This window comes from Candidatus Methanoperedens sp. BLZ2 (genome assembly GCF_002487355.1).
Classification (GTDB): domain Archaea; phylum Halobacteriota; class Methanosarcinia; order Methanosarcinales; family Methanoperedenaceae; genus Methanoperedens.
Genome location: NZ_NTMG01000024.1, coordinates 1 through 24689, shown reverse-complemented (window position 1 = coordinate 24689; position 24689 = coordinate 1). Strand labels below are relative to the sequence as shown.

At 39.9% G+C, this 24689-nt stretch carries 32 protein-coding genes; 21 read left to right on the top strand and 11 right to left on the bottom strand.

Features of this window, described 5'->3' with window-relative positions:
* Window positions 1-126 precede the first annotated feature (126 nt).
* Complete coding sequence (locus tag CL181_RS03735; protein ID WP_097297903.1) at window positions 127-318, bottom strand: hypothetical protein; 192 nt, start codon at window positions 316-318, stop codon at window positions 127-129.
* Between the two features lie 576 nt (window positions 319-894).
* Here CL181_RS03735 and CL181_RS20095 point away from each other — a divergent pair.
* The 7 genes from CL181_RS20095 to CL181_RS03705 all read left to right on the top strand — a co-directional run bounded on the left by CL181_RS20095 (window position 895) and on the right by CL181_RS03705 (window position 7048).
* Entirely contained in the window at window positions 895-1053 is a 159-nt protein-coding gene (locus CL181_RS20095) for a hypothetical protein (protein WP_176505048.1), read from the top strand.
* A gap of 11 nt (window positions 1054-1064) precedes the next feature.
* Window positions 1065-2150: a hypothetical protein gene (locus CL181_RS03730; protein ID WP_097297902.1), complete on the top strand. Its 1086-nt coding sequence runs from the start codon at window positions 1065-1067 to the stop codon at window positions 2148-2150.
* Window positions 2151-2492: 342 nt separating this feature from the next.
* Window positions 2493-3089 carry a poly(R)-hydroxyalkanoic acid synthase subunit PhaE gene (locus tag CL181_RS03725; RefSeq protein WP_097297901.1) on the top strand — a complete coding sequence of 199 codons (597 nt, stop codon included), beginning with the start codon at window positions 2493-2495 and terminating at the stop codon, window positions 3087-3089.
* 28 nt (window positions 3090-3117) lie between these two features.
* Window positions 3118-4251, top strand: a complete 1134-nt coding sequence (phaC, locus tag CL181_RS03720) for a class III poly(R)-hydroxyalkanoic acid synthase subunit PhaC (RefSeq protein WP_097297900.1) — start codon at window positions 3118-3120, stop codon at window positions 4249-4251.
* Window positions 4248-4985, top strand: coding sequence for a 3-oxoacyl-ACP reductase FabG (fabG, locus tag CL181_RS03715; protein ID WP_097297899.1), 738 nt, complete (start codon window positions 4248-4250; stop codon window positions 4983-4985). Before phaC ends, fabG begins: the two co-directional genes overlap by 4 nt.
* A 17-nt stretch (window positions 4986-5002) precedes the next feature.
* Window positions 5003-6181: an acetyl-CoA C-acetyltransferase gene (locus CL181_RS03710; RefSeq protein ID WP_097297898.1), complete on the top strand. Its 1179-nt coding sequence runs from the start codon at window positions 5003-5005 to the stop codon at window positions 6179-6181.
* A 15-nt stretch (window positions 6182-6196) separates the two neighbouring features.
* A complete protein-coding gene (locus CL181_RS03705; RefSeq protein WP_097297897.1) occupies window positions 6197-7048 on the top strand; it encodes a beta-ketoacyl-ACP reductase in 852 nt (283 codons plus the stop codon).
* A 25-nt stretch (window positions 7049-7073) separates the two neighbouring features.
* Here the strand turns inward: CL181_RS03705 and CL181_RS03700 are convergent, their stop codons facing one another.
* Entirely contained in the window at window positions 7074-8249 is a 1176-nt protein-coding gene (locus CL181_RS03700; RefSeq protein ID WP_097297896.1) for an NAD(P)/FAD-dependent oxidoreductase, read from the bottom strand.
* 107 nt (window positions 8250-8356) lie between these two features.
* On the opposite strand from CL181_RS03700, the gene CL181_RS03695 reads away from it, so the two are divergent.
* Complete coding sequence (locus CL181_RS03695) at window positions 8357-8662, top strand: hypothetical protein (protein WP_097297895.1); 306 nt, start codon at window positions 8357-8359, stop codon at window positions 8660-8662.
* Between the two features lie 11 nt (window positions 8663-8673).
* Here the strand turns inward: CL181_RS03695 and CL181_RS03690 are convergent, their stop codons facing one another.
* Window positions 8674-9822 carry an APC family permease gene (locus CL181_RS03690; RefSeq protein WP_097297894.1) on the bottom strand — a complete coding sequence of 383 codons (1149 nt, stop codon included), beginning with the start codon at window positions 9820-9822 and terminating at the stop codon, window positions 8674-8676.
* 73 nt (window positions 9823-9895) lie between these two features.
* Here CL181_RS03690 and CL181_RS03685 point away from each other — a divergent pair, with 73 nt between their 5' ends.
* Entirely contained in the window at window positions 9896-10486 is a 591-nt protein-coding gene (locus CL181_RS03685; RefSeq protein WP_097297893.1) for a superoxide dismutase, read from the top strand.
* A gap of 197 nt (window positions 10487-10683) precedes the next feature.
* A complete protein-coding gene (locus tag CL181_RS03680) occupies window positions 10684-11412 on the top strand; it encodes a cytochrome c biogenesis CcdA family protein (RefSeq protein WP_097297892.1) in 729 nt (242 codons plus the stop codon).
* Window positions 11413-11459: 47 nt separating this feature from the next.
* Here CL181_RS03680 and CL181_RS03675 read toward each other — a convergent pair whose 3' ends face one another.
* Window positions 11460-11660 (bottom strand): YHS domain-containing protein, encoded by a 201-nt coding sequence (locus CL181_RS03675; protein ID WP_255251397.1) that lies wholly within the window; start codon window positions 11658-11660, stop codon window positions 11460-11462.
* A gap of 156 nt (window positions 11661-11816) precedes the next feature.
* On the opposite strand from CL181_RS03675, the gene nadA reads away from it, so the two are divergent.
* The gene (nadA, locus tag CL181_RS03670; RefSeq protein ID WP_097297891.1) at window positions 11817-12725 is read left to right on the top strand and encodes a quinolinate synthase NadA; all 909 of its coding nucleotides are present in this window, start codon (window positions 11817-11819) and stop codon (window positions 12723-12725) included.
* Entirely contained in the window at window positions 12725-13567 is an 843-nt protein-coding gene (locus CL181_RS03665; RefSeq protein WP_097297890.1) for a geranylgeranylglycerol-phosphate geranylgeranyltransferase, read from the top strand. The genes nadA and CL181_RS03665 overlap by 1 nt, the downstream gene beginning before the upstream one ends.
* Window positions 13568-13572: 5 nt before the next feature.
* On the opposite strand, the gene hisB is transcribed toward CL181_RS03665, so the two are convergent.
* Window positions 13573-14148, bottom strand: coding sequence for an imidazoleglycerol-phosphate dehydratase HisB (gene hisB, locus CL181_RS03660; protein ID WP_097297889.1), 576 nt, complete (start codon window positions 14146-14148; stop codon window positions 13573-13575).
* Between the two features lie 102 nt (window positions 14149-14250).
* Complete coding sequence (locus tag CL181_RS03655) at window positions 14251-14544, bottom strand: hypothetical protein (RefSeq protein ID WP_097297888.1); 294 nt, start codon at window positions 14542-14544, stop codon at window positions 14251-14253.
* Between the two features lie 229 nt (window positions 14545-14773).
* Here CL181_RS03655 and CL181_RS03650 point away from each other — a divergent pair, with 229 nt between their 5' ends.
* The 3 genes from CL181_RS03650 (at window position 14774) to CL181_RS03640 (ending at window position 16363) form a co-directional block, all read left to right on the top strand.
* Window positions 14774-15469 (top strand): RNA ligase partner protein, encoded by a 696-nt coding sequence (locus CL181_RS03650; protein ID WP_097297887.1) that lies wholly within the window; start codon window positions 14774-14776, stop codon window positions 15467-15469.
* Entirely contained in the window at window positions 15466-15795 is a 330-nt protein-coding gene (locus CL181_RS03645; RefSeq protein ID WP_255251395.1) for a hypothetical protein, read from the top strand. Before CL181_RS03650 ends, CL181_RS03645 begins: the two co-directional genes overlap by 4 nt.
* A gap of 142 nt (window positions 15796-15937) precedes the next feature.
* Window positions 15938-16363 (top strand): hypothetical protein, encoded by a 426-nt coding sequence (locus CL181_RS03640; protein ID WP_097297886.1) that lies wholly within the window; start codon window positions 15938-15940, stop codon window positions 16361-16363.
* 163 nt (window positions 16364-16526) lie between these two features.
* Here CL181_RS03640 and CL181_RS03635 read toward each other — a convergent pair whose 3' ends face one another.
* Complete coding sequence (locus CL181_RS03635) at window positions 16527-16733, bottom strand: hypothetical protein (RefSeq protein WP_097297885.1); 207 nt, start codon at window positions 16731-16733, stop codon at window positions 16527-16529.
* Window positions 16730-16996, bottom strand: coding sequence for a UPF0175 family protein (locus CL181_RS03630; RefSeq protein WP_097297884.1), 267 nt, complete (start codon window positions 16994-16996; stop codon window positions 16730-16732). The genes CL181_RS03635 and CL181_RS03630 overlap by 4 nt, the downstream gene beginning before the upstream one ends.
* Before the next feature lie 436 nt (window positions 16997-17432).
* Here CL181_RS03630 and CL181_RS03625 point away from each other — a divergent pair, with 436 nt between their 5' ends.
* Window positions 17433-17861, top strand: a complete 429-nt coding sequence (locus CL181_RS03625) for a four-helix bundle copper-binding protein (protein WP_097297883.1) — start codon at window positions 17433-17435, stop codon at window positions 17859-17861.
* 109 nt (window positions 17862-17970) lie between these two features.
* Here the strand turns inward: CL181_RS03625 and CL181_RS03620 are convergent, their stop codons facing one another.
* A complete protein-coding gene (locus CL181_RS03620) occupies window positions 17971-18468 on the bottom strand; it encodes a hypothetical protein (protein ID WP_097297882.1) in 498 nt (165 codons plus the stop codon).
* A 114-nt stretch (window positions 18469-18582) separates the two neighbouring features.
* On the opposite strand from CL181_RS03620, the gene hisF reads away from it, so the two are divergent.
* Window positions 18583-19404 carry an imidazole glycerol phosphate synthase subunit HisF gene (hisF, locus tag CL181_RS03615; RefSeq protein WP_097297881.1) on the top strand — a complete coding sequence of 274 codons (822 nt, stop codon included), beginning with the start codon at window positions 18583-18585 and terminating at the stop codon, window positions 19402-19404.
* 3 nt (window positions 19405-19407) lie between these two features.
* Here the strand turns inward: hisF and CL181_RS03610 are convergent, their stop codons facing one another.
* Window positions 19408-19752: a hypothetical protein gene (locus tag CL181_RS03610; RefSeq protein ID WP_097297880.1), complete on the bottom strand. Its 345-nt coding sequence runs from the start codon at window positions 19750-19752 to the stop codon at window positions 19408-19410.
* A gap of 117 nt (window positions 19753-19869) precedes the next feature.
* On the opposite strand from CL181_RS03610, the gene oadA reads away from it, so the two are divergent.
* The gene (oadA, locus tag CL181_RS03605) at window positions 19870-21585 is read left to right on the top strand and encodes a sodium-extruding oxaloacetate decarboxylase subunit alpha (RefSeq protein WP_097297879.1); all 1716 of its coding nucleotides are present in this window, start codon (window positions 19870-19872) and stop codon (window positions 21583-21585) included.
* Window positions 21586-21802: 217 nt separating this feature from the next.
* Here oadA and CL181_RS03600 read toward each other — a convergent pair whose 3' ends face one another.
* Window positions 21803-22333, bottom strand: a complete 531-nt coding sequence (locus tag CL181_RS03600) for a winged helix-turn-helix domain-containing protein (protein ID WP_097297878.1) — start codon at window positions 22331-22333, stop codon at window positions 21803-21805.
* 349 nt (window positions 22334-22682) lie between these two features.
* On the opposite strand from CL181_RS03600, the gene CL181_RS03595 reads away from it, so the two are divergent.
* The 3 genes from CL181_RS03595 to CL181_RS03585 are packed head-to-tail and all read left to right on the top strand — an operon-like array spanning window position 22683 to window position 24629.
* Window positions 22683-22982, top strand: coding sequence for a hypothetical protein (locus CL181_RS03595; protein WP_097297877.1), 300 nt, complete (start codon window positions 22683-22685; stop codon window positions 22980-22982).
* A 13-nt stretch (window positions 22983-22995) separates the two neighbouring features.
* On the top strand, window positions 22996-23910 hold the full coding sequence (locus tag CL181_RS03590; protein WP_097297876.1) for a PepSY domain-containing protein: 915 nt from the start codon (window positions 22996-22998) through the stop codon (window positions 23908-23910).
* A gap of 29 nt (window positions 23911-23939) precedes the next feature.
* On the top strand, window positions 23940-24629 hold the full coding sequence (locus tag CL181_RS03585; protein WP_097297875.1) for a hypothetical protein: 690 nt from the start codon (window positions 23940-23942) through the stop codon (window positions 24627-24629).
* Window positions 24630-24689 lie beyond the last annotated feature (60 nt).

The window sequence follows — 24689 nt, the reverse complement described above, 5'->3', positions numbered from 1 at the left end:
AACCCTGGGGCTATTACCTCAATAAAAGGTGGGCTATGGGCTCTACTCGACAGTTATACTCTCTGTGTCCTCTGCGTCCTCTGTGGTTTCTTCATATAGCTTCCACCCGATCGGTGAGAGCTGCGATTAATCTTTTTCTGTGAGAACGTCCACACGCTGGTGAAGTTCAGCCATACTTTCTGCAAGGTTTTTGATGAGTTCAGCGCACCTGTCAGCAAAACTTGCAGCCAGTTTAGTATCGATATCATCTTTTGAATCTGCAATATCTTTCATCAAAAGGTTAGCCTTTTCCACAATTTCTTCCGGATATACAACCATTTTAACACCTCCACCTTAATCCAGCTAATTTAAAAGGGATTCAAGCCCGGGCGGGAACAAATCCATAGTTATTCCGCACATGGCATTACCCATGATTGGTATTTCTATAACATCCTAGACTTACGAGATTACCACGCAGGTTTAGATAATGATCACCCGGTTTACTCTCCATGTAATATGTTAACATTAATAGCATTTATAAATTTTGGTCAGCCTTTTCATTCTGGAAAGACCATTGAACGATAATAATTACGTCCCCTCGCGGATCCACATCCTTTTTTTGATTTTATCCGGGATGCGGATGACTTTTACCACTCCATCCATACCCTTAAATGCAGTTTATTTGTCCCCAAAAGGCTTTTATTATAATGATTAATAATAAATACAATTAATCATTATAATATAATATATATGAAAGTTACTACTATATATATGAGAACGTTCAATGGTATGTAGCCAGAAATGTCAAGTCGTGGGGTTGTAAGTATTAGAGCCTGAAATCAACATTAACTTTTCTACTGGATTGAAAAATGAGACTCCTGAATCAATTCAGGGGACTAATTAAAGGTGAATTAAATGGAATTAAAAGAAATAAATGTAGTGGAAGGTATCTTCCAGCAAATTATTGAAGAGCCGTTTGCTGATATCGCAGTCGATGGGGAAATGGACATGGAGAGAATGAGATACCTGCTGAGTACAGACGAAATGTCAGAAGAAATATTAAAAATAAATTAAGGTGAATTATTATGGTTAAAAAAACTGAAGAAAGAAAAGATATAAACGAAGAAAAGAAGGATATTTTCAAAACATGGACAGACAGCCACACAGCCGTTTCAAAAATGTGGGAGGATTCCTACTTAAAGCTGTACAAGCCCTGGTTCGAATCCACAGAAGCACTGTTCGGTAAAGCGTCTCTTCTCTCAAAAGATGCTACACCGGAAAAATATATGGAATTTTATGGTGAATGGATGAAAACGTCCCAGAACACATTCGGAAAATTTTATCAAATCCCGACACTTGAATCCAGCAAGGAAACATTTGAGAAACTCTTAAGTGGCGCAGAAGAATCGAAAAAAATCTACATGTCATGGATCGCCGAATTAGAGGAAAATTCAAAGGCTACCCGCGAAGTACTCCAGGGCGAACCGGATCCTGTAAAATCCAAAGAAGTGTATGAGATGTGGATCAAGTCATATGGAAAAATGCTTGACGAGCTTCTTACACTGCCAATGCGGCAAAATATGAAAGAGATCTTTGAGAAAGCAGGAATACCGGATTTCTATTCAGAGACATTTGAGCAGATATCAAAACTATGGAAGGATTCATACGCAAATCTCTATGTCCCGTATATTGATTCCATGCTGAAGCTTTCAGCAAAATCAGCCCAGATATCCCAGGGGAATGCAGGCCCCGAAGCCTATAAGGAATTTTATGCCTTATGGATGGATGCATATCAGGAGACCTATGGCAAGTTGTTTGATATCCAGTCCAAGCTACCTTCAAAAGAAGTATTAGAGTATTTCTTGCAGAATGCAAACGTTAATCAGAACTTCTACAAGTCATGGATAGCAACCCTTGAAAAACTGTCACAGAAGGCTAAGGAACTATCAAAACAAAATGCTGATCCGGAGGCATATAAAGAATTTTATACTCTCTGGGCAAAAACGTATGAAAAGGCATTTGATAACTTCTTTGAAAACATGCCCACAATCAGCCCGTTTGAAGATATCCTGGAGCCTGTAAAGAAAGCTGCCAGGGTATATTCTGATACATTTACCAGCATCTCCAGGATGTGGGTGAAATCATATCCCTGCCCTACAGGTACAATTTAAGATTGGAAAAATCCAATCTTAAATATCCTTGCAAACTTGCTTGCAAGGAAAGAATTACCATTTATAATCCATTTTCATAATTATCCAGAGTTAGTTGATTTCTTCAGTGATATAATCATATTTTAAGTATTAATATAGTAAGATAAGTTATATATATGTGAATGGATATAAAGCATTGCAGCGGAGGGTTGAGAGTCACAAATATATTATATTGTGATGGATATTCCAGAATTATCACATGGTGGCTTGATATCAAAAACCAGGAACAATAGAAAATTCAATCAAACTAAATTGCCCGCTTCAGGATAAAAAGATTAAAAATAAATTAAAAAGTGAATTAATATGGTTGAGAAAACACAGGAAAGAAGAGATCAACAAAAAAATAATAGCATGGAAAAATCCAATTTTGAATCCACACAGGAATTTTATGACGAATGGCTGAAGACATACAAAGCCACAATCGGTAAATTTATTGAGATGCCTGCTGTAGGTCCGGCACGTGAAAAATCCGGGAAAATGATGAAGGGTTTCTCGACATTCATGAACCTTTATGCAGCAGGAATGGATACCAGTTCCAACTTACAGACCGTATTCATGGAAGCAATGCGGAAAGTCCACGAAAAAACCGGGACAGAAATGAACGGAGAGATAACTCCTGAGAAGTATAAGGAATTTTACAATACCTGGATTCAGACATATAGCGATACCTTCAAGGAATATTCCAGATCAGATCATTTTGTGGCCGATATGGGGAAACTGAATTCCTATTATATAGATTTTCAACAATACCAGAAGGATATGCTTGAGGAGAATTATCTGAAACCAATGAATATTCCTACAAAGACCGAGATAGACGAGATAAATAAAGAATTGTATTTACTCAAGAAAGCGGTAAAAGAACTGACCGGCCAGATCAAAGAACTGAAAGAGAAAAAATAGATTTCAAGTAAGGAGATAAGGAGATAACATGAATGGGCTTAATTTAATTGAGGATCATGATAAATTCAAATGCGGAATGGAAGTTATCCTTAAAGCACCTGAGTTCCCGGTTGCAACAACGCCCTCAGAGGTCGTTTATACCGACGATAAAATGAGACTTATCCATTATATACCAATAGTGGAAAAGCCGCATTCGGTTCCGGTTCTAATAGTGTATGCACTTGTGAACCGTTATTATATTCTGGATTTACAGCCAGATAAGAGTGTGATAAAGAAACTTCTGGAAGAAGGTTTCGATGTATATGTCATTGACTGGGGATATCCCTCAGGTTCGGACAGGTACCTTACGCTTGATGATTATGTGAACTGTTACATGAATAATTCAATTGATACTATCAGGGAACGGTCAGGATCGGATAAGATCACCCTTCTTGGCGTTTGCCAGGGCGGGACTTTTTCTGTGATGTATTCTGCACTTCATCCTGAAAAAGTAAAAAATCTTGTCACTCTTGTGGCTCCTGTGGACTTTGACACCGATAAAGGAATTCTTAATCTGTGGGCAAAAGGCCTGGATGTTGACAGGATCGTGGATTACTATGGAATAGTGCCAGGAGATTTCCTGAATTCAGGGTTCTTGCTACTTGATCCTTTCAGGCTTATGATCGACAAGTATGTTGGTATGTTTGATCGGATTGAATGCAATCCGCAAGATATCGCTTGCAATCTTCGAAATGAAGAAATTATCAAGAATTTCCTGAGAATGGAGAAATGGATATTCGATAGTCCTGACCAGGCAGGTGAAACCTTCAGGCAATTCATGAAAGATTGCTACCAGAAGAACCTCCTCATTAAAAATGAAATGGAGCTCAATGGAAAGAAGATCAATTTAAAAAATATTACGATGCCTTTGCTCAATGTCATGGCAGAATTCGATCACCTCGTTCCTAACGATGCAAGTAAACCGTTGTCTGATGCAGTATCAAGTACAGATAAGGAGACACTTATTTTCCCTACGGGTCATATAGGTATATTTGTGGGCTCAAAATCCCAGAAAGAAGTATGTCCCAAAATTGCAGTATGGTTGAAGCCCAGGTCTTTCCTGAATGGGAAGAGAATTAAAAACATCAGAAAGAATCGCGGTTCAAAGGTGAATAAAAAATGAGACTTGAAAATAAGGTGGTAATTATCACAGGAGCAGGAAGCGGAATTGGTAAAGAGACTGCGCTCCTGTTCGCAAAGGAAGGCGCAAAAGTTGTTGTCGCTGATGTGAACGAGAAAGGTGGCGAAGAGACTGTTGCGGAAATTAAGAGAAACGGAGATGGATTTTTTTTTAAACTGGATGTATCCAACAGGGAACAATCAAAGCAGATGGCTAAAACTGTTCTTGAAAAATATGGTAAAATAGATGTTTTGATCAATAATGCAGGAATTGTCCAGGATGCCTTCGTATCAAAAATGACAGAGCAGCAGTGGGATAAGGTTATTGACATCAATCTAAAAGGAGTTTTTAACTGTATCCAGGCTGTGGTAGATATCATGATGAACCAGGGATCCGGTGTAATTATCAATACATCGTCTATTGTCGGACTCAACGGGAACGTCGGACAGGTCAACTATTCGGCTACCAAAGCCGGCCTGATCGGAATGACAAAGACCCTGGCCAAGGAACTTGGCAAGAAAGGAATACGGGTAAATGCAGTTGCTCCGGGATTTATTGCAACTCCAATGACAGCGGCAGTTCCTGAAAAGATCCTTGAAATGATGAAAGAAAAAACACCATTGCGAAGGCTTGGAAAACCAGAGGACATTGCGAATGCATATTTGTATCTGGCCTCAGATGAATCTAATTTTGTAAATGGAGCAGTGCTTAGTGTGGATGGCGGATTAATAATATAAACCAGACAGGTGAATAAATGAATAATGTAGTTATTGTTTCGGCAACCAGGACAGCAGTCGGGAAATTTGGTGGAAGCCTGAAGGATTTCAACCCGGGACAGCTTGGTTCGGTTGTATTGAAAGATGCCTTGAAAAAGGCAAATGTTGAACAAAGTGAAGTTGATGAAGTTATCCTGGGAAATGTCCTTGGTGCAGGTCATGGGCAGAACGTGGCAAGACAAAGTGCGATATGGGCCGGGATCCCAAAAGAAGTGCCATCCTTTACCGTGGGCAAGGTATGTGGTTCGGGTTTAAAGTCAGTTGTTCTTGGAGCCCAATCCATTATGCTGGGAGATTCTGATGTTGTGCTGGCAGGCGGGATGGAATCCATGTCCCAGGCTCCTTACGCCCTGAAAAATTACCGCTGGGGAGCAAAGATGGGAAATGGGGAAGTTGTGGATCTTATGATCCATGATGGATTATGGGATATTTTCAATAATTACCATATGGGCGTAACGGCAGAGAATGTAGCAGAAAAATATAAAATTACACGGGCAGAGCAGGATGAATTCTCGGTAAAAAGCCAGAATAAAGCAGAAGCTGCGATAAAGGCAGGGAAATTCAAGGATGAGATCGTTCCGGTTCCTGTCCCGCAGCCAAAAGGCGAGCCAGTTCTCTTTGATATTGATGAATTCCCAAGGTTCGGGACAACAAAAGAGATTCTTGGTAAACTAAAACCCGCATTTAAGAAAGACGGGACAGTAACAGCAGGCAACGCTTCAGGGATCAATGATGGTGCAGCCTGTGTTCTTCTCATGTCTGAAGAAAAGGCAAAACAAAAAGGACTCGCTCCTCTGGCAACCATCAAAAGCTATGGATTTAGTGGAGTCGCGCCTGAATTGATGGGACTTGGCCCTGTTGGAGCTACTCAAAAATCCCTGGAACGGGCAGGAATTTTGGCAGACAAACTCGACCTTGTAGAATTAAATGAAGCTTTTGCATCCCAGAGCATAGCGGTCAGCAGGGATCTGGGTTTGAACCGGGAAAAGGTCAATGTAAATGGCGGGGCGATAGCTTTAGGACATCCGATAGGAGCAAGTGGCGCACGCATACTTGTCACGCTCCTGCATGAATTAAGAAGAAGGAATGGCACATACGGCCTTGCATCCCTCTGTATCGGGGGAGGCCAGGGTATTGCCATGGTAGTAAAGAGGTAATAAAGAGGTAACAAAATGACAAAAAAGGGCAACCTGGATGGAAAAGTCGTCCTTGTAACCGGAGGATCAAGAGGCATAGGCCAGGCGATCGCGATGAGGCTGGCAGAGGATGGAGCATATATTGCAATTAATTATCAATCCACTAAAGAACAGGCTGAAAAGTTATCAAGGATGATAGACCAGATGGGCATGGCAGACGAATTTGATAAATTATCTGCGATGATAGACCAGATGGAGACAAAGGAACATGCAAAGGAAGTATCGGAGTTACTGGATTCTATAGGTACTCACTCCATGATCTGCCAGGCGAACGTCAATAACTTTGAGGAAGTGAACCGAATGCGGGACGATGTAGTAAAGCAGTTCGGGAAAATAGATATCCTGGTCAATAATGCAGGTATTGTGAGGGATAAATCATTTGTAAAAATGACTCCGCAGATGTGGAGCGAAGTATTATCTGTGAATCTTGATGGAGCTTTCTATTGTACGAAAGCGGTAATAGAGGGAATGCTTGAGAGAAAGTACGGAAAGATCGTTAATATATCTTCGGTTATCGGAAGGATGGGAAATCGAGGACAGGCGAACTATGCGGCCTCAAAAGCGGGTATGATCGCACTTACACAGACGCTTGCAAAGGAATTTGCTGGAAAAGGTATAACCGTAAATGCTGTTGCACCTGGATTTATTGAAACGGAAATGCTAAAATCCGTCCCAAAAGAAATTATGGATAAGATCCTTGCCCAGATCCCACTGGGAAGACTCGGGAAACCTTCCGAAGTGGCAGGAGCCGTGGCATACCTTGTATCAGAAGACGGGGATTACATAACAGGACAGGTAGTTGATATTAACGGAGGATTATATATTTAAGTATATTTATATTATTTTTCTTGTCTCAAGCATACTGACCCGCCACAAAACCAGAAGCCCACGCCCAGTGTAAATTGTATCCGCCAAGCTGCCCTGTCACATCGATAACTTCACCTGTAAAATAGAGACCTTTGAATTTTTTTGATTCCATTGTTTTGGATGAGAGTTCATCCGTATCAATTCCGCCAAGTGTGGCCTCAGCTGTTTTGAAATCCTCAGTTGTATTCGGTTTTATTTCCCAGTTATGAATTTGGTGAGCGATAGTTTTTAGTTCCTTTTCATTATATTGATTAACTGGTTTTGACTTGATATTTGAGGCGCACCAGATCTTTGCAAGGCGCGAGGGCAAAAACTCTGAAAGCAGGTTATGCATGTCGATTTTGCTCTTGTTAAGTTGTCTTTCAATGAAAATCCCGAATATATCGATTCCAGGCAGCAGGTCAATAACGATGGTCTCACTTTCCTTCCAGTACGAGGATATCTGAAGTATTGCAGGACCGCTAAGTCCCCTGTGAGTAAAAAGGATACTTCCCCGAAATTCCATTTTGTTACATTTGATAGCGCCGTCAATTGAGATACCGCTTAATTCGCTAAATATTGTCATGTCTTTCCGGGAAAAAATAAATGGAACAAGTGCGGTTTTTAGCTCAGTGACTTTCAGGCCGAACTGTTTTGCAATATTATGCCCCATACCGGAAGCTCCTATCTGTGGATAGGACAATGCTCCGGTTGCAATAACAAGCGACCCTGATTGAAAAATCCCGTTATCAGTGGATACTATAAACGAATCTTCTTTTTTAATCTCTTTTATATGGCAATTTAAAATAATTTCCACTGCTGTATCGTTACTTTCCTTTTCCAGCATTCTAATTATTTCTTCAGAACTTCCGGTACAGAATAACTGTCCAGCTTCCCTTTCCTCATATTTTATGCCATGTTTTTCAAGTAGTGCAATGAAATCACGAGGGCTAAAACGGGAAAGCGCAGATTTACAAAAGTGCGGATTATTTGATATAAAATTTGTAGAGTGGATATTGATATTTGTAAAATTACATTTGCCTCCGCCTGAAATCCGGATTTTTTTCCCGATTTTTTCAGCATGATCTAAAACAAGAACTGTGCGGCCTCTTTTGCCGGATTCGATAGCGCACATCATGCCTGATGCGCCTGCTCCTATTATGATGACATCTTTTTTGATCATATTTTCCTTGTTTTTAAATTAAGGTTGTTTTTTTGTATTACCCTTAATGAGCGTGGGTAAAATAATTATACTGTAGGGATCATCTATAAATGGTTGATGAGGTTTAAATGGTTACAATTGATCCATGTACACGGCTCAAGGTTATTAAGACCCAGCTTATTCCTGCAATCCTTACAAGCGCAAGGGAAAATACTACTTCTGATATTAAAACCGCTATAGAACTAAATCTTCCATCTCTTGAAGAAAATTGCTATAAACTTGCTGAAAAATGTGAGAAAAATTATCCTGATTGCGGAAAAGAAGTTGAGTTATGCAGCACCGAAAATATTAAAAGAATTTTCGCCCGGACAAGGGAAGAACTTGAAAAGATATGGGCTCAGCGGAAGGAACTGGAAAAGAAGCAACTGGAATAGATATGAAACTCTTAATAAATTGATGCTACAAGAATTACCATTGCGGACAACAACCCCACAGTTGAAATTATCCTGATCTTAAGACTGTCAAACATCTTTAAAGCAGAAGCACAGATGAATAAATAAGGCAAAAGAGTGGTGATAACAGAAATGGTAGCCAGCTGCTCAAAATGATTGCTAAAAAGCAGAAGTGATGCGCCCGCAATAGCGCTGATCATTATCGCAATAAAAGGCGTGCCGTTTTTTCCGATATCAGAAACAAAAGGAAGACGATACTCAAATGATATGTTTTGAAGCACTCTTGAGGCAGCAAGAAGATAAGCGTTAAGCGCTGACATCATAGCAATTATACCGATAAACGCCATTATGTTGCCTGAAGATTTTACTGCAACAGAAGCCGCCTTTGCCAGCGGGGCAGGAGATGATGCAATTACAAGGCTTCCCAGGCTGCCCATGAGGGTAATATTAAGAAATAAATATACAAATGTGACAATCAGCATCACTATTATCAGTGATCTGTGTATATCATTTTTATTTTTTGTCTCATCTGCCGGAATTGCACTGATCTCAAAACCTGTAAAGCACCAGTAAACAATGATCACAGTACGAAGGAAATCATTCATATTTCCTGTAAAAAATGGAGTAAAGTTCTCAGGCCTTATATGCGGAACTAATAAAAAAGCCAGGATGACAAGCGGAATGGTTTTCAGAAGCGTGAGAATCATCTCGATATTACTTGATGGCCTGGCGCCAATGATATTCACTGTTGCGAAAAAAATGATCACTCCTATCTCGACCCGGAGTATATCTGAATAACCCAGATAAGAAATGTATTGTCCTATACCTGCTGCTATGGTTGCAATTCCAAAGACGGCAGAGATCATATATAAAACAACTATTGTGGCTGAAAGACGTTTCCCGAAAACACTGGAATATATTGAATAGAAAGCGCCAGTAGACGGATATTTTGAGGATGCCCATGCAAGCGAGAACATGACACATGTCGCTGATAATGCAACAAGCAGCCATGCAAGGATAGAACCAGGACCGGCTATTCCTGCTGCTATTCCCGGAACAACAAATATACCTGAACCAATGGTTCCGCCAACCCCGAAACTGATGAGGTCCAGGAGACCCAGGCTTTTTCTATACTGTGACATCTATGCAAAGAAGCAGACGGATAATAAAGTATAAGAAGTTTCGGATATATGATTAGACTGGGGTGTTTAAAATATGGCATATGAAGCAAAGAATTTTGAAAGCCTGCTGGGCACGAAAGGTTTCAGCGATCAGTTGTTGAAAAACCATTTTACATTGTACCAGGGCTATGTGACAAATACAAACAAAGTTGCCGATACATTAAGTGCAATGGCTAAGGAAGGAAAGACCACAACACCGGAATACGCTGAGTTAAAGCGCAGGTTCGGCTGGGAATTTAACGGAATGAGATTGCATGAATATTATTTCGGTAATATGATCAAAGGTGGAAAAGCAATCGATAAAAATACAAATTTATATAAGAAAATTGTAGCGGATTTCGGTTCATACGAGGCCTGGGAGAAGGATTTCAGGGCAACCGGTGCCATGCGGGGAATAGGATGGGTGATCTTATATTATGATGGCACAGAAGGGCGGTTATTCAATACATGGATAAACGAACATGATGGTGGACATCTTAGCGGGGCAAAGCCGCTCATAGTCATGGATGTCTTTGAACATGCCTATATGACTGATTACGGATTGAAGAAAGCAGACTATATCGAGGCATTTTTCAAAGCTATCGACTGGATGATAGATCCGGAAATGGATTCATGGATTAAATAGAACGAATAATTCCCTTAATTTTTTTATTTTAGTTCTGGTACATCTATTTAATGTTTTTTTCTTTTTAACTGGTTTAATCATGTTAATTCGGATGACCATTAACAAAAACAAATATATACTTTGCTTTACAACAGGTGTAAAGTATAGAATATATTTACTTATGTAACATCACTGGTCAATAAATGGCAGGTTAAAAAATGCAACCATCAGAACTTTCTGTATTTATCGTATTCTTAGCAGGAGTGGTTACGATCATGAAGCCCTGCTGCCTCCCGCTTGTTCCTGTGATATTTTCAGGTTCAGGAGGACACAGGCTCAGGCCCCTTGCCATCGTTTCGGGATTGACAGTCAGCTTTACGACGATGGGGGTGCTGGTATCTGCTTTTGGTGCCACGTTCGGGGCATATACTGATTATTTACGTAACATTGCGATCCTGTTCATAATAAGTATGGGTCTTGTGCTTTTTGATCAGGATGTAAATGTGGAATTTATGAAGATATCAGGTTCAGTAACGCAGGGCTTGAGAGGAATTGGATTATTTAATAAGTTCTCTTCCAAAATGCCAGAAGGAAGCCTGATGGGGGGATTTTTCCTTGGCATGTCACTTGGTGTCCTCTGGATCCCGTGCGTTGGCCCGATACTTGGAGCTGTGCTTGCTCTTGTCGCATCAGTAGGAAATATGACTTACGGCGCATCGATGCTATTCGTTTATTCCATAGGCATGAGCCTCCCTATGCTTTCTATTGCCTACTATGGAAAAAAGGTCACGAACAGGTATAGATGGTTTTCAAGGAACGGGGAGCTTCTTAAGAAACTGTCCGGTCTTGTGCTGATAGTTATTGGAATAATGCTGCTCTTTGGTATTGATAAGTTAATGATTAAGTTGCTATCCCCTTATTTCCCCACTACATTCTATGGAATATAGGATTTTCCTGTATTGAGACTTGACCTTGATTTACCAGATTTACAAGATTACCAGAATTTCCACCAGGGTTTTTTCTCACCCATGCCGACTGGTCCGCTTTTGATGTATTTTTCGGGCTCGGAATCAAATGTGTTCTTACATCCGGGAGAACAGAAATAATAGGTTTTTCCTTTGTATTCCGATTTGAATTTTGCTGTATTTTCATCCACCTGCATACCACAAATAGGGTCTATTTGCATATTTTTCATTTCCTCCTTAGTTTTATTATGTACCGATCCATATATCTAATTTACGTGACATATAAAGTAAATGTCCTCTGGAGAAGGGAATATTCGAAGTCCATTCCTTTAAAGTATTTCGTTAGAAAACAATTTAAGCAATAGGATAATGTTTGACCCTGAAATATGGATGAAGTCAAACGTATAAAACAGTTAAAGAAAGAGAGAAATGCAATAATCCTTGCCCATAATTACCAGCGCGGCGAAGTGCAGGATATTGCGGATTTTGTGGGGGATTCATTCGGCCTGAGCCAGAAAGCAGTTGATAGCGGCGCAGAAACAATTGTCTTTTGCGGTGTTGATTTCATGGCCGAAAGTGCTGCCATACTGAATCCCGAAAAGACTGTACTTATGCCCGAAACAAGCGCCCAGTGTCCCATGGCGGCTATGATAACACCAGCATCCTTAAAGCTTGAAAAAAAGAAATATCCTGATGCTGCTGTTGTCTGTTATGTTAATACGCCAGCTTCTGTTAAAGCAGAAAGTGATATCTGCTGCACATCAGCAAACGCGATAAAAGTGGTGAATGCGCTCCCTGAGAATGAAATAATCTTTGTTCCGGACAGGAATCTTGCCCTTTTTGTTTCGGCCCATACTACTAAAAAAATAATTCCGTGGAATGGCTATTGCCCCACTCATCACCTGATACTGCCTGGTGATATCCTTCTTGAAAAAGAGGAGCATCCCGATGCCCAAATTCTCGTTCATCCCGAATGCAGGCCTGATGTGGTATCACTTGCAGACCAGGTCCTCAGTACCGCAGGAATGCTAAAATATGCAAAACAATCTGGTTCCAGGGAATTCATCATAGGCACGGAACTTGGGCTTTTGCACAGGCTGCGAAAGGAAAATCCCGATAAGATCTTTATCCCCGGAAGTAAATATGCAGTATGCCCCAACATGAAAATGAATACGCTTGGAAGTATTATAAGGGCTCTTGAAAATAATGAACATATAATAAAAATCCCTGAAGATATCAGGATAAAAGCAAAAAAATCGCTTGACAGGATGCTGGAAGTGGGGCGCGGTGATTAATGGTCTATCCTGAGCTAATGCGATACAGGAACTGTGCTATGGCAGGACTTGCAGCGGTTATTGGTGCAGCCATCGCTTACAGCGCGGCCCCTGGAGAACTTTTATGGATAGGGCTTATTTTCATTACGGTTTTTGTTATTACAGGCGCAGGGAATGCCATTAATGATTATTTCGATGCTGGCATCGATGCTATCAACCGCCCGGACCGTCCACTCCCTTCGGGAAGGATTACTAAAAATTCAGCATTCCGGTTTTCAATTGTATTATTTGCCGCAGGTATCATAATTTCATATTTTATCGGTTCCGACCATATTCCTTTTTTCATTGCAGCATTCAACTCATTTCTTCTGTATTTTTACGCTTCTTACCTTAAAAGAAAAGCTTTTGTCGGGAATTTCAGTGTCAGTTATCTGACAGGCTCAACATTCCTGTTCGGGGGCGCAGCTTATGGCGGAAAAGGAATCCAGGTGACTTTGATACTTTTTTTCCTGTCGATGCTTGCCACATTTGCACGCGAGATAGTAAAGACCATCGAGGATATAGACGGGGACAGGAAAGACGGCGCATCAACGCTTCCCATAATGATCGGTGAAAAACCAGCCGCTTATGCAGCGTGCGCATTCGGGCTCCTTGCTGTCATACTCAGTCCTTTGCCCTATCTGATGAAGTTATTCAATGAATATTATCTGTTTGTCGTGGGGATCGCTGATGTGATCTTTCTTTATGCCATTTTCATGATACTGAAACAAAATCCCGGAGAGTCTTCAAAATATTTTAAAATCGCCATGTTCTTTGCTTTACTTGCTTTTATTGCAGGAAGCCTTCTGAATAATATTTTATAGTATGCCTATAGTGTACCTTTCGTGCTTGGGATGCCTGACCCGGTTATTTTTACGGCTCTTTTTAAAGCAATTCCGAACGCCTTAAAAAGCGCTTCAGTTTTGTGATGGTCATTCTCTCCTGTAACATCAAGGTGTACGTTGATCCCGGCATTATTTGTCAATGATTCGAAAAAATGGCGGGTATTCTGTGAGCTAAATCCTCCGATTTTCGCATCTGTGAATTTCCCATTGAACACAAGAAAGCTCCGTCCGCTGATATCGACTGCTGCTGTTGCAAGAGCCTCATCCATGGGAACGCGCGCATCTGCAAATCGCTCAATACCTTTTTTATCCCCAAGGGCTTTTGCAATTGCGCTTCCAAGTGTAATGCCCACATCTTCAATAGTGTGATGGTCATCAACTGTAAGGTCGCCGCGTGCTTTTATTATGAGATCAAAAGAGCCATGTTTTGAAAAAGAATTAAGCATGTGATCAAAGAATGCAATACCTGTATTGATGTCGATATTTCCTGATCCGTCCAGGTTGATCTTTAGTTCTATATCGGTCTCATTTGTTCTTCTCGATACTTTTGATTCCCTCATGGTGGGATTATATTAATTGTAATTAATATAAAGCTATTGTAAATTCTTTTGGAAATCCTATTGTAAATCCTTCCTGGAAATCAACTCCTGGCATACCAGAGACTACATGTGCGCCAGGACCTTTACAAGTGGATGTAATGATTCCTGGTTCCTGAAATCCGTTTCTAATGTTTTTTTGAATGCTATTCTTGATGCCGTTCTTCCTTTCCTTGATTCTTCTACCTTTGTAAGCACATTTCTTGCACTTTCAGAGTAGTATTCCTCTTCGCATTCACAACATTTTACGTATGGCTGGGAACCCTTATCCACTAAAACATGGAAATAGAAATTTTTTGTATCATTATTCCCGCATATTTCACATGGAATGAATTCCTGTATTAATTCACTAATTTTCATAATATCCTCAATAATTGAAGTGTGTCTTGTATTATATATAATTTATCACTGTCTTAATATAAATAATAATTATGATTATAATTCTGATAAGTATGATCATACGATTAATGAGAATGATCCTATTATTCCCATCCATAAATAGTGAACAAGCTAAAGCTTTTTATATTTACGTGAGAATGATATTATTAAAATAGCAACAAATCCAGATACTATATTATATTAATTAAATATGATCAGACAAAGATTCGTTCTTGATACAAGCGCCCTGACAGATACGCAGACACGTGAGCTTCAGGGTGGGAATTTAGATACAGCAATGGGCGGGATACTGGGTATCATTGCGGAGGCGCGCCTCCATCTTGGCATCAGCTGCTATATCCCCTATCCTTCCGTATATACGGAGATGAGGGAGTTTGCGAAGAATAACGGGTGCGGCGAGGATACCCTTGCCAGGATCGATACATGGCTTGTTAAGAAAACCCCTGACAGGTATGAAGTGAAAATTCCCTCCAAGATCTTTTATGATTATGTGGATTTCATGCGCGGGCGCATCAATAAGGGAATGAACGTGGCAGAGGATGCTATCTGGGAATCTGCAACAGAGTGCCTTTTTAGAACCACCAAAGCAAAAACAAAAAGCGAAATAGAGCCTGATATAGAGCGAAATGTGATCGGTGGCATAATAAATTCCTTCAGGGACAAATACCGGAATGCATTGCGTTACGGGATCCTTGACAGCGCTCCTGATATTGATGTTTTGCTTCTTGCCAAGGAGCTTGATGCGGCTGTAGTGGCAAGCGACATGGGTATACAAAAATGGGCTGAACAGCTCGGACTTCGTTTCGTTGAAGCAAAATCCTTTCCTTCCATGATAAAAGAATATTTAAAAAGAATAAAACCCGAAAAAGTGGCCAGCATGATATGACATCGATTTCAGTATATATTGCAGCATTCGGATTTGCTTCAATAATTTTCCTTACACTGCGTGATATCAGGATATATAGGCGCACAAAGCTTGAATCGTACAGGAAAGGGGCGCTTCGCGGTATGATAACAGGGGGGCTTGCATGGATCGGGATGATTTTCACAGCAGGAAATCCGGGTTTTGAAACAATCGGACTTACAATTGTGCTTGTAGCTATTTATTTTAACAAAAAAGGCAAGCGTGAGGATGTATTCGGGGATGCGCCTTTGATGAAGAGAGTCCTTGGGGAAACGACTGTGAAAACTGATAAAATCAAAGAATCTTAATCAAGATTTTTGGAAATGAGGTCGGTTTTCTCATTCATTATAGTTCAAATTTTTTTGAAATTCCTTGTAGGGTTATATTAATCGTATGCACGTAAAAGTGTTTTAAAGTAGTGTCTGGAATTTATTCTATAGGTATATAATCATGTATGATAATAAAAATGAAATATTCATCCGATGGCAGGGCAGGCAGATCGAGCAATTCGGTTTTGTTACTAACTTCATAATAGGTCTTGCTACAGGTGTCTTAGCTTTTCAAACAAACATAATTTTTAACTCAGGTTCAACTATGGAAAAAATAGGACAATCTGATAAATTTTTATTTATTTTTTCTGGTTTAATAGTGTTTTTATCTTTATGCTTTGGGTGTTTAATAGCTATAAGAACAGTACAAATTACCATGGAGGCTGAAAAAAAAAGAATGGATGGGATAGGTGAGATGCGAAAATTGGTAAGAAATATTGATAAAAAAACCTGGCAGTATCTTAAATTGCAAATTTCGTTATTCATTATTGGCTTATTATTATTTCTGAAATTTTCTTTGGATTTTTTCTTTTTGGCCTTGCCGTAATAAACAAAAATTTTAAAATGCAGCAACAATTTCGGGTATGCAGGGTTTTTCAAATACTTTGTTTAGGGCTTTCCGTAGTAAGCGGTTTTTACCAGGCTTTTGCCAGAAAACAACAGCCAAAGACGATATAATCTATCTTCTTCTATATATCGTATAAATCATTTCATAAAGTGATATGAGCGGTTATTTTAATCAGCCCTTCTTTAATGCAGTTTATAATTCTGTCAACTCTTTCTGATTTTTTAGCTTTCAGAATACCTTCATAATAAACACTTTCAGATATAAAAGTCTCTCCAAATAATTTTGAAGGGATATCGAGCCTATCGATATGAGCAAAAGCTGAAAGAGCAGTATTATCCAGGAGGATCATTTAAGATATTTCTCAGCCGAACTTTCTTCTTCCTGTGCTTCGGATATGCCTAGCATAGAATATATCTTCATTTTTCTATTTTTTAATTGTTCGATAAAATCTTCAAATGGCATATCAGCGAGTTCAGCAGCTTTTCCGGCAGAGATTTCTCCTTCTCTGTATAATTCAGTTGCAATGAGGATTCTACTCTCTTTTTCGATGCTTTTTTGCTCCCCTATAATGTTTATTATATCATACGGGAGTCTTATGCTTACAGTTGACAATTTTTCACCTTAATTTATAACCACGTTGCCATAATATAAAAGTCAATCTGAGTCATCCCCCTCTCTGTACCTAGGCATCTTTTCAATTGTAGTTATAGAAGGCCGAACTGATTTCACTTACCATTTCAGGTATAAAATGGTAAGTGAAGCTTTATAAAGTTCCGGAATCTATGGCACAAGTTGTAAAAAATTGGCACAAAAATTTTCGTGGCGGCTGGTGACACAAACGTTTGTATTACCCCAAGGGCATATTTCGCCCTCAAAACACCGTGTATGGTTTTGAACAGCTTCCGGGCAGTGTAAGGCTTTGGCAAAAGAGCTTGTGCAGAGTGCTTTCAATCGTTGCAAGTTTCTCTTTCACTTTATGAGCGAAACATTTAAGTGAGTTAATGACCCAGATATAATATGCCGGGTCATATGAGTGGAGGTGAAATTTATGGCAATGGCACGTACTACAGTAGTTAAAAAGTCTAAAGAGATGGAGCAGTGTATAGATGATTGTCTGGATTGCCAGAGTATATGTTTGGAAACGAGCATGTCTTACTGCCTGGAGATGGGCGGCAAGCATGCAGAACCAAAGCATATGAGATTGATGCTTGACTGCAGCGAAATCTGTCAGGTAAGCGCAAATTTCATGCTGCGCAATTCGAATTTCAGCACCCGTACCTGTAATCTGTGCTCAGAAATCTGCATAAAGTGTGCTGAAAGCTGCGAGCAGTTCAAGGGTGATGAGAAAATGGAAGCATGCGCCCAGGTTTGCCGCCGCTGCGCTGATTCCTGTCAACAGATGTCTAAAATGCCTATGACCGAGATGTCTATGGCCAGGACTTCTGCGGCAGAAACGTCTGCAGCCGAGTCTATGTAAGTGCAGGAATCATATGAGTATAGAAGGAAATGGAGTATATGGCCTCAAGGCCATTACTCCTGCACCATTTTAATAAAATAGAGATTAATTGAAGCAAATTTAACCCTCTTTAGTTCCCGGGTGAAATTATTACCTCTTCCACTTTGAAGCTTACAAATTTCTCTTTAGGTACAGTTATACTCTTTACCAATGTCTCATCTTTTTTGAAGAGTATCATTCCTGTATCATACACACCACCAGAGTTCTTTTTTAAGAGTAGCCTTACTCCGCTAACGTAATAGTCGGCTCTGCTTTTATTTGTCCAATCATTATCTGTTTTTTTATGCAATAATGTTCCTGCGCCTGATGCGGGTAAATATTCAAAAGTAACCTTGGTTATCCCATATCCTGAATTTTTATAATAATCAATTCCATTAATTTGAGGTAATTCTTCAACCAGGATTTCCCATTCATTATTTACTACTTCCTTGAAACTTTCCCCACCCTCTACTGCAAATACATCGGAATTATTGACTTCACCGACCTTTACAGGTGTATCTAAGCAGCCGCCAGCCATCACGACAATTATTGCCAGGACAATTATAAACTTGAACAGGTTAGCATTCATTTTGTGATCACAGCTGAATTATATTTGCATTATCCATAATAAATTAAGTGGGAAATTTTAATCATCATGTACAAACAAAAAACTATTTCATTCTTAAACAACTAGAAAAGGCCAATGCTCACAAAACGAATAATACCGTGCCTTGATGTGACTCTTGATAAAACAGGAGGTTGCGTTGTAAAAGGTATTGAATTTGTTAACTTGAAAGAAGCAGGCGACCCTGTGCAGCTTGCGAAAAGATATAACGAACAGGGAGCCGATGAGCTTGTTTTCCTTGACATAACCGCATCCTGTGAGCGCCGGGGTACCATGATCGATGTGATCGAAAGAACAGCGGATGAGGTTTTTATCCCCCTCACGGTAGGCGGCGGCATAAGCAGCACCGAAGCCATACGCAATATCCTGAGGGCTGGGGCGGATAAAGTATCTATCAATACGGCTGCTGTCAAGAACCCTGATTTCGTAAGGGAGGCATCGGAGATATTTGGGGCCCAGTGTATAGTTACAGCTATCGATTGCAGGCGCAATACCAACATCAAGGACAACAAAGACAGGACCATAATAGAGCTTGAAAATGGCACAAAAGCATGGTATGAGGTCGTGATCTACGGAGGAAGGACGCCAACAGGACTTGACACTGTCCAGTGGGCGCAAAAAGTTGAAAAACTCGGCTCAGGAGAGATACTTCTGACCAGCATGGATAAGGATGGGACAAAGGACGGATATGACCTCCCGATCACAAGAATGCTTTCAGAAACACTTGACATCCCCATTATAGCATCAGGCGGTGCTGGCAATATCGAGCATATGTATGATGCATTCACGAAAGGAAAAGCTGATGCCGCGCTTGCTGCGAGTATTTTCCATTTCGGTGAGTACACGATAGACGAGACTAAGGAATATCTGAAGAAAAAAGGCGTAGCCGTCAGGATTTGAACATTAAATGGTCTGGATCTTTATTTTCTTCTTGTAGGAGAGGGAGACAGAATATGTTTTTTTTTCGAAATCATAATTTATGCTAATTTTTTTAAGTTCATCTTTTCGAATTGGCTGTCCCATATTTTCTAACATTTCGAAGAGATCATTTGGTGTCAATGCATCCTGCATTAACCTCAATGCAAGATATGAGAAATGAACCGGCTCAATTAGTATTGTTGTTGGGTTTTTAGGGTCAGTGCCCAGTGATCGTATATGCTTTTGAACACATTTTCCATTAATCCATTCATTTTCGACCTCTTCATAATATATTTTACCGCGTTGTTTTATCTGCCTGATAAAGCTCATATTTCTAGTGTAATGTTACACTAATATTTTATACTATTGGTTCGGGTAATGTTCGAAACCCGGATAACAAATAACAATAAATTAAATAACCCTCCAGCCAATTAAGCTCCATAAACCATGGCCAAAGTAAAACTTACAGATACGACCCTGAGAGACGCCCACCAATCACTCATAGCGACACGCATGCGGACAAGGGATATGCTCCCGATAGTCGAGAAGATGGACGAAGTCGGGTTCTTTTCACTTGAAGTCTGGGGGGGGGCAACATTTGACTCTTCGATCCGGTATCTCAATGAAGACCCCTGGGACAGACTTCGGGCTCTTAAGAAGGCCATTAAGAAAACACCCCTGCAGATGCTCCTTCGCGGCCAGAACCTTGTGGGCTACAGGCATTATTCAGATGATATTGTTGTGAAATTCGTGGAACATGCGGCTGAAACAGGCATTGATATTTTCAGGATTTTCGATGCGGTGAACGATATAAGGAACATGGAAGTATCCATCAAGACCGCAAAGCGTGTCGGGGCGCATGTCCAGGGAACTGTTTGTTATACCATCAGTCCTGTTCACCCGATCCCCCTTTATGTCAAGATGGCAAAGGAACTTGAAGAAATGGGATGTGACTCACTCTGCATAAAAGATATGGCTGGCCTTATATCACCGCAAAATGCATTTAGCCTTGTCAGTGCACTTAAAGAAGAAATCAGCATCCCCATTGACATGCACAGCCACTGTACAAGCGGCATGGCCCCGATGAGCTATCTTTTTGCCTGTCAGGCAGGAGTTGACATACTTGATACTGCTTTTTCGCCATTCGCCTGGGGCACATCACAGCCCCCCACTGAAACCATGGTTGCGGCGCTTCGCGGAACGCTTTTTGATACCGGTCTTGATCTTATCCTTCTTACCGAGATAAAAAAATATTTCGAGGATATTAAAGAAAAATACAGGGGTATCCTTGACCCGATCTCAGAGAGAATTGACACGAATGTCTTAAAATACCAGATTCCGGGAGGTATGCTCTCCAATCTCGTATCGCAATTGAAAGAACAGAATGCCCTGGATAAATATGAGGCTGTCCTTGCCGAGATGCCACGTGTGCGCGAAGAACTCGGGTTTCCCCCGCTTGTTACCCCAACGAGCCAGATAGTTGGCACGCAGGCGGTGCTAAACGTATTGATGGGTGAGCGTTACAAAGTCGTTCCTAAAGAAGTAAAGGATTATGTTAAAGGTCTTTATGGGTGTACGCCTGCCCCGATCAGTAAAGAGATCATGGTCAAGGTACTTGGAGATGAAAAACCCATAACATCCCGTCCTGCTGATCTGTTGGCGCCTGAGCTTGATAAAGTAACAAAAGAAGCACAGGATCTTGGGATCGTCAAGAAACCGGAAGATATTCTTACATACGCTCTTTATCCGGCAATAGCTCCCAGATTCCTGAGAGGAGAGCTAAAGGAGGAGACGCTTCAAGCTCCAAAGCCGAATAATGGAAAAGCAGTTGCACCGCTGCCTACGGAGTTCAAGGTTGAAGTTGATGGCGATCTATTCAATGTCAAGATCATTTCAACTGGCGGCGGAATGTCTGTCCGCCCGGCAGAAACAGAGCGCCCGAAAGTGATGGATGGAGCCATAACCGCAAGCATGCAGGGCATGGTCCTTAAAGTAAAGGTCAAGAAAGGCGACAGGGTCTCAAAAGGCGATGTGGTGATGATCCTTGAAGCCATGAAGATGGAAAATAATATTCATGCGCCTCATGCTGGCGCTGTAAAGGATATCTTTGTCAAGGAAGGCAGTACGGTAGGCGCAGGGGATGTTCTGATGGTGATCGGGTAGCGCAGGTGTTACTAATCCTGGGTATACTTTTCCATTTAAGAAATTCTTGAAAATATCGCTGTTTAATTTATCGGGAAGTTCATAAGTAAAATGTCCTGAACTCAAAGCTCCCATGACACAATGTTTTTTCGTATATTATGCTCAATATTTGATAACTGGTTGACCATCCGTCATCGGTTTAAGATATTAAATGCAAAAGAGTAATGAGTGATCATTGTTAATCACCAAGAGCCTGAATATTTTCTGCAATCCTCTTCCATTTATTTATCGAAACAAACCATGTTATCAGTAACAGAATTATCGAAATAAAAATAAGGATTAAACCTATGTCAAAATCTGATATTAACTCTATCCCTTTTGTCTTTTCTTTTCCCGTCACTTCTACCAATCTTAAAAAATATCTGGCCACTAAAAATGCACCTAAAAAAGCAGTACCAACCCCACTTGAAATTAATATGAAAATCTGCAGTCTTTTAGCTGAAACAATAGCTGTGCCCTTTTCTGTTAGCTCGTAATAAATCCACTTTCGCGTATCATTTTCAATTCTCCTTATAATTTGGGCATCTAACAGTTTATCAAGATGCTTATATATAGCATTTTTTTCGATTCCTATTTGGCGGGTAAGCTCTGCCGCGGTCATTTTCCTTTTAGCTAAGTTCTTTAATATCTTTATGCGACTATCAGATATCACTGCATCAGTGAATTTTTTGTTCTCAATAAAATCAAAATTTTTTCCAGTACCATCCATTTGATTTAAGTTTAATGAAGTTCCCTATAAATCTTTGCTTTTCGGTCACCAGCAGGTGACCATTTTTGATGCATTTTTATTGTAAAAGTATGTTGGGATAACTTGGTAAAAACGGAGGATACTCAGCAAATGAAAATGCTGAGCTTAAAAATTAAAAGGAGGAATAAAATGAATAAAATAAAGTCATTCGCTTCAGCTATCTTTGCAGTCATGTTGATGCTTACGAGTATAGTAAGTATTGCTGCCGCTGCGATAGCCGATTCTGAAGAGCAATTCGCTGCTCCGAGTGATCAAGATGCTTTGACCTGGAATTACTACATGACAAGCTATCAACAGGTTTATAAATATCATGACAGCAAGTCCAATACAGACAAATACAATAAAACTTGCTTATGCAGATGCATGTAAATCTGGAGTAGATTCCTGGTTGTTTACTGATATATGGGAAGGCTTCAGAAATAAAGGAACAAGCACGTTCATTGGATTTAATCGTGATGTTTATACAAGTGAGACCAATACGTTTACAAATTACTTTGGTTACTATCTTAAGGGAGGATGGACAGTAAACGATGCGGCCTATAGAGCAGACCAGAGGGCAGGAATGAATGGGGCATATACAGTATATGGAGATGGAAATATAAAGATATAAAGGAGGTAAAGAAATGAAAGTAAAATATACAATATTCTCGATAATCTGTCTAATTGCCATAGGTTTTGTTACATTAGCAATTGCAGAACAAGGGACTTTGAATCAAAATATGACAGATAAAGTACAAAACTCACCCAAGAAAATTGAAGTAATTGATCCTGCAGTAGCAAAACCACTAATATCTAAAGAACATGCTCTTGCTATTGCCTCAAAATTTTTGATCCCTTTGGACAATAGAACAAAAATCAGCTTACTCAGAGACGATACTATACAAAAACCCGTCTGGGAATTCGCATATTTGAATGACCTGGAGGAAACTTCGATAACCATCGATGCAGATACAGGCCAACTGATAGCGTACTTTAATTTTTCCAGAATGAGTAGCGGAGTGCCTATAAATAGTGATGATGCACCTCTAAAAGCAAAAAGTCATTTCAAACAATTTGATGTAGATATTAATACTCTGGATGTTTCCCATCCAAGCATAAAAACTGTTGAGATCTCAAATGGAAAAACCTATAATATTTTCTGGAAACAACAAAAAAATGGTATCACTGTATATAAAAACTTCGTTGCCGTCGGCCTCAATGCTGATACAGGCAACCTTATATCCTTTACAAAGCAGCTAAGTGATGTTTCAAATGTTAATACGATACCAAAGTTAACTCAAGATGAAGCAGTCAGGATAGCAAAAGATTTCCTTGCCAGAAATTACAATATGCCGGCCGATTCAAAACTGCTGGGTTCAAGTCTGGAGATTCGAAAACCAAATGATTGGGCGATTAATAGAGAGGTAACTCTTAAGGGCGATTTTACTCTAACGTGGGTTGTAGAATTCCAGGATAAAACCAGATCAGATGATGCCATTGTAAATATTTGGCTTGATGCAGTAACCGGAGAGGTAATTGGAGGAGAGACGTGTAAATAACTCCTCCAATTATTTTTTTTTGGAGTAAAATGAAAAAAAAGTATATTTACGGTATAATTATTCTATCGTTAGTGTTTATTTACAGCTATTATGCAATTTCAGGGCTGAACGGATATGGTATAATTAAAGTACATACCGAAAAAACCGAATTCAGCGTAGGAGAAGATGTAAAAATATATACCAGAAATATTGGATTGACGCCTCTTGGCGGGTCCCCCAATTGGCAAGTATACAAAATAAATGATAAAAATGAAACTGTACCTTTCTTTAGCTGGGATGATATTCCAGGAAACGATAGCAATAAACTTATAGATTTCATAATGCAGAGTTATGGTACAAGCTGGGTAAAAAATGCCAAAATCGAAAAAAAAGATAATGAGGGGATTATAGATATATTCATTGACAATAACTATATTTCACTCCAGCTTAATGATAAAAAAGATAAAGCTACAATGATATCAACCGATGGCTGGAAAATCGGGCTAACTGTGAAGAAGGAGAATAATAGGCTAAACATATATGAAGCCCTTGTGGTGCAAGAAAGCCTGAAATGTTGCCAGACCGCCCTTCCGCTGGGGTACTTCAGAGTAGATGGTATATGGGTTTGGAAGCCTCAATCATCAGGTTTTTATAAAGTGGTCGTATTTATTTCTCAGCCTCCATCATATGAACTTACAGAGAGAACACCAGCTGATCATATGATAATAACCGTTAAATAAAGTCAGCTATACAGGCTGTCCCAAAACTTCCTATTTTTAAAAAAAATCACTAGTTCTACA